This is a genomic window from Myroides sp. LoEW2-1, assembly GCF_009767705.1.
GTDB lineage: Bacteria > Bacteroidota > Bacteroidia > Flavobacteriales > Flavobacteriaceae > Flavobacterium > Flavobacterium album_A.
Map to the genome: position 1 here is coordinate 1 of NZ_WSPP01000283.1, position 4,747 is coordinate 4,747.

At 32.3% G+C, this 4,747-nt stretch carries 6 protein-coding genes; 4 read left to right on the forward strand and 2 right to left on the reverse strand.

Annotation, left to right across the window (positions count from 1 at the left end; all coding sequences use genetic code 11):
• Positions 1-102: 102 nt before the first annotated feature.
• The gene (locus GOQ24_RS14470) at positions 103-414 is read left to right on the forward strand and encodes a winged helix-turn-helix transcriptional regulator (RefSeq protein ID WP_155091065.1); all 312 of its coding nucleotides are present in this window, start codon (positions 103-105) and stop codon (positions 412-414) included.
• Here GOQ24_RS14470 and GOQ24_RS14475 read toward each other — a convergent pair.
• Entirely contained in the window at positions 411-935 is a 525-nt protein-coding gene (locus GOQ24_RS14475) for a GNAT family N-acetyltransferase (RefSeq protein ID WP_155091064.1), read from the reverse strand. The two genes, GOQ24_RS14470 and GOQ24_RS14475, sit on opposite strands and share 4 nt — an antisense overlap.
• 220 nt (positions 936-1,155) lie before the next feature.
• Between GOQ24_RS14475 and brnQ the strand changes: the two genes are divergently transcribed.
• The 3 genes from brnQ (at position 1,156) to GOQ24_RS14490 (ending at position 3,980) form a co-directional block, all read left to right on the forward strand.
• Complete coding sequence (gene brnQ / locus GOQ24_RS14480; RefSeq protein WP_160340011.1) at positions 1,156-2,508, forward strand: branched-chain amino acid transport system II carrier protein; 1,353 nt, start codon at positions 1,156-1,158, stop codon at positions 2,506-2,508.
• A 72-nt stretch (positions 2,509-2,580) separates the two neighbouring features.
• The gene (locus tag GOQ24_RS14485; protein ID WP_155091062.1) at positions 2,581-3,120 is read left to right on the forward strand and encodes a helix-turn-helix domain-containing protein; all 540 of its coding nucleotides are present in this window, start codon (positions 2,581-2,583) and stop codon (positions 3,118-3,120) included.
• A 2-nt stretch (positions 3,121-3,122) separates the two neighbouring features.
• A complete protein-coding gene (locus GOQ24_RS14490; RefSeq protein WP_258204719.1) occupies positions 3,123-3,980 on the forward strand; it encodes an IS3 family transposase in 858 nt (285 codons plus the stop codon).
• A 46-nt stretch (positions 3,981-4,026) separates the two neighbouring features.
• On the opposite strand, the gene GOQ24_RS14495 is transcribed toward GOQ24_RS14490, so the two are convergent.
• Complete coding sequence (locus GOQ24_RS14495) at positions 4,027-4,668, reverse strand: 3',5'-cyclic-nucleotide phosphodiesterase (RefSeq protein ID WP_160340012.1); 642 nt, start codon at positions 4,666-4,668, stop codon at positions 4,027-4,029.
• Between the last annotated feature and the right edge of the window lie 79 nt (positions 4,669-4,747).

The following is a 4,747-nucleotide window of genomic DNA, read 5'->3' on the forward strand; positions in this document are numbered from 1 at the left end:
TCCACAGATGGAATATTTTCGATTTGTTAACTTGCGATTTATGGTAGGCTCAGTTTTAATACTTAAATTTGTATAGAGTGGTTAAAATTTAAGTGTGATTTAATGAAAAAAGAGGAAGAAGTGAATAAAGAATGTCCTGCAGAACAATTGCTAAAGACATTAGGGGGGAAGTGGAAAATGCATATTTTGCATTCTACTGAGGGAAAGCCTAAGAGATTTAGTGATTATATGCGGTTGATTGAAGGAACGAATAAACAATCATTGTCTGTTGCACTACGCGAGCTTGAAAGTGATGGCCTATTAATTAGACAGGTGATTACCGAAAAGCCTATTCATATAGAATATTCATTGACTGAGAAAGGAAAACTTATTATTCCAATTTTCGACGATTTATATAAAACCTTAACTGATTAATCAGTTAAGGTTTTTGTGTATTGAATACGTGTCACTTCTGTTGATATCTTTGTTTCTTGTGTTTTTCTGTATCCTCTTTTTTGTAATAGCTTCTCTGATGCTTTATTACCTTTGATTAGGTGTGCAATGATCAACCTCTTTTTTAGAATGTGTTGTATATAATCTTCTACTTTTATTAATAATTCTGTTGCAAGTCCCCTTCTCCAATAGGTTGATAGGATAATGTATCCTATTTCTATTGCATTATCTGTTTTATCACAGTCATACAAACCTATTTCGCCTATTATTTTATTGTCTGCTTTATGTGTTATTTTATAAATTCCTATGCCATTTTCATATAGCTTATTATAGGATTCAAACTTCATTGACAAGTACTCTGATGTGTAATAATCTTTTCTATTGGGAATCCAACACATTGTTTCTTTGTCGTTATAGTAGTGTCGAACCTGCGGAATATCATTTAACAAATTAATTTTGTTGATATATAACCGGTCTGTCTCAAGGAAGTTGTTATTGTTCATTTTTTAACATTTTTCGGTTTTGTATTGTATTCTATTTTTTGAAATTGGTATAAATTATGTGATAAGGTCTAAATAAAAATGAAACGTAATTATTAAAGTTGTTTTAATATTTTTATATATTGTACCCCCGTTTTGGTATCAAAACGTTATTTTTTAATCATAATCTCTTTTTGATTTTTCTCTAAATTTAAATGAAAAAAGATTAGACATAATTTATCGAATGAATAAAAAGAAGTTTTTCGATGCGTTAACAATAGGATTTGCACTTTTTGCAATGTTTTTTGGCGCTGGGAATATCATTTTACCACCTATTATTGGTCTTTTGACTGGTAACGATTGGAATTGGTCAGTTACAGGCTTTTCCTTAACAGCTATTCTTGCTCCTTTTCTTGGTATCATTGCTGTACTATACTCAGGTGATGAGTTCACTGATTTAGGAAAGCGAATTGATAGTAGATTGGGATGGATTCTGGCAACAGCTATCATCTTAAGCATAGGTCCTTTGGTGGCTATTCCACGTACTGCAGCAACGACCTTCGAGATTGGTGTGGTTCCTATATTTTCTGATTTTAGTCCAGTTCTATCTTCTGTTATTTTCTTCGGAATTACTTTAGCACTGTCAATTTCACCTTCCCGTGTAGTTGATATTATTGGGAAGTATCTGACCCCTATATTATTAATATTGTTGATTTTTTTAATTTTCTTAGGGATTACAAGCCCATTAGGTCAGTTAGAAGAAACTAATATTAACGGATTGGAGGCTTTTAGAAAGGGATTTTATGAAGGATATCAAACGATGGATGTGTTAGCTTCAGTAATTTATGCAGGAATTATTATTTCTGCGGTGAAAGCTCGTGGATATGTAGAGTTGGGTGAAAAAACGAAAGTTACTTTTATGTCAGGCTCTGTTGCTATATTCTTTTTGTTATTTATTTATGGAGGTTTGGTTTACCTGGGAGCAACTTCTGGTTATCCTATAAATGATAGCTTAAAAAGAACGGAGTTGTTGTTACATATTTCAAATGGCGTTCTGGGTTCAAGTGGTACTATAGCCTTGTCTTTGTGTATTGCTTTAGCTTGTCTTACTACGGCAATCGCTTTGGTATGTGCAACAGGTACTTTCTTTAGTCAGTTGACAAACGGCAAATTGAGTTATCGCTTTATCGTTATTGTTACCTGTTTATCATCTGGATACCTAGCTGTAAAAGGCGTGGATGATATTATTGATTATGCAGGGCCTTTCTTAGGGATAATTTATCCAATAACGCTTACCTTGATTATATATATGGTTGTTTTTGGTAAATATGTAAAGAGAAAAGCTCCTTTTGTAGCTGCAATTATAACTACAACTGTTATTGCTTTGTATCAGTTTGTTGTTTATATGATTGGTTTGTATAGAGAATCAATTTTTGAGAATAGAATGCATGCGACTAATACTATTGATAGACTTAATTCATTAATAGAAGTTGTTCCAATGAGTCGTTACGATGTGCCGTGGTTGATTCCTTCTTTTATTGCTTTTACAGTTGTTTATTTTTTAGGTAAAGTTGTTTTCCCTAAAAGGGAAGCTTAATGAGATATTTAGTACAAAAAAGCCAATCATAGACATGCCCCAAAAAGTTAGACACATTTTGGGGCATTTTTTATGAGTAGAAAACAGAAATACAATTATGAATTTAAGTTACGTTTAGTAACTATAATTCTAGAAGGGAAACATAGTTTAACAGGACTTGCAAAAGAGGAAAGCATTATGCCTTCGAATCTGAGGTTTTGGATTAAACTTTATGAAGCTTATGGCAAACAAGGCTTACTGGGAATTTCCCAAAGTAACTTTACGATAAAGGAAAAAGTTAGCATTATACAAGACTATCAAAAAAGTGGATTATCTTTGATTAACACCTGCGTTAAGTATAGAATCTCTAGTTCTTCTGTGTTATTACAGTGGATTAAAAAATTCCAGAATAATGGATTTAAAGGCTTGGAAGATAATCGAGGTGCACATTTTAGGAAAAACAAAACAAACATCAAGATGACTAAGAAAAGAAATATTCCAGGGATAAAAGCATCGATGAGCGAAGTAGAGAAGCTAAAAATAGAACTAGCATACTTGCGGGCAGAGAATGATTATCTAAAAAAGTTAGAAGCCTTAGCTCAGAGCAAGCAAGCCAAAAAGAAGAAGCCGTAATAATTACGGAGCTAAGGCGCATACATAAACTAGAATATTTACTACACTTAGCAGGGCTAGCTCGTAGTAGTTATTATTACCATACGAAGAGTATAACTTTTTTGGATAAACATGCTGAATTAGGTAAACATGTAACTCGTATTTTTACTAAGTATAGAGGATTATATGGGTACAGAAGAGTCACATTAATGCTTCGAAGAGAACTCAAAATACCTGTAAATTTCAAAACTGTCGCAAAACTAATGAAAGAACTAGGTCATAAAAGTGTGATTAGAGCAAAGAAATACAAGTCTTTTAAAGGAGATATAGGTAAAGCAACAGAAAACGTACTAAATCGAGATTTTAATGCAACTAAGCCTCATCAAAAATGGGCTACAGATGTAACAGAGTTTAATGTTAAAGGAAGTAAATTATACCTATCTCCAATAATAGATTTGTTTAATGGAGAGATAATTAGTTATAATTTATCCACTTCTCCAAACTACCAGCAGATTCTTGATATGCTCAATAAAGCATTTAAAAGAAGAAAAAAAGACAAAGCAACTGACATAGAAACCATACTTCATTCTGATCAGGGTTGGCAATATAGATTACAGAGATACCAGAATAAGTTAATGGATAATAATATTAAACAAAGCATGTCCAGAAAAGGAAATTGTCTAGATAATGCTATAATCGAAAATTTCTTTGGAGTATTGAAATCAGAACTGTTTTATTTAAAGAAATACAACTCCATATTGGAATTAACTCAGGAGATAAAACAGTATATAAAATATTATAATAACGAGCGAATACGCATTAATTTAAATGGAATGAGCCCAGTAGAATACCGAGCTCATTATATTAAAAAGATTGCATAACTTCGTCCAACTTTTTGGGGTCAGTCCATCATTAGATTGGCTTTTTTTATAGTGAAATTTTCTTCCCTTGTTCTGGAAATATGTATTTTACTTGAAGTGGATTGTTTTGTTCAAGTTCCTGCTTGATTGTTTCTATTTGATTGCCTACTGGCTTTAAGTGTGTAACAATTATGTTTAAGTCTTTTAGGGTTTGACTATCCGTATATTGAGCTAATTTAGTTAATTCTTCATTTAATAGGTTAGGTGTTAGGTGGCCAAATAGTTTATCTTCTGGCTGTGAGTTTGGAAAAGAAACCTCAATGAGTATGGTTTGTAAGTTTCTATTCTTAACTAATGGGGCAATGTATTCCCATATTCTATTTAGGTTGTCAGACTTTTCTATTCTATCAGCGCCAGTGTCACCAAAGTATAGTACATATTCATCATTGTTTTGAATTAATATAGCTGAACTTTTTTGTGGATTTACATGGCTTAATTCAAATACTTCCGCTGATAAAGTGGTGTTTTCAAGTTTAAAAGTGCGAAATGGAGTTAGCTTGTGATATATGTATTTTCCGATAATAGGTTTTTCTCCTTCATTACCGAAGTTTGCCCAAGATGCATTTTTGAAGTAATTGTTTTTGAAAACATCAATAACAAATGGTAATCCGTAAATTGGTTTACTACGTATGCACCCGAGCAAGTACATCTTGTGAGATCTAATTATTCTTCTACATTATCCAGGATAAGTTTCTTGTAATTATGAGGATATAAGTCTGCGATATTCT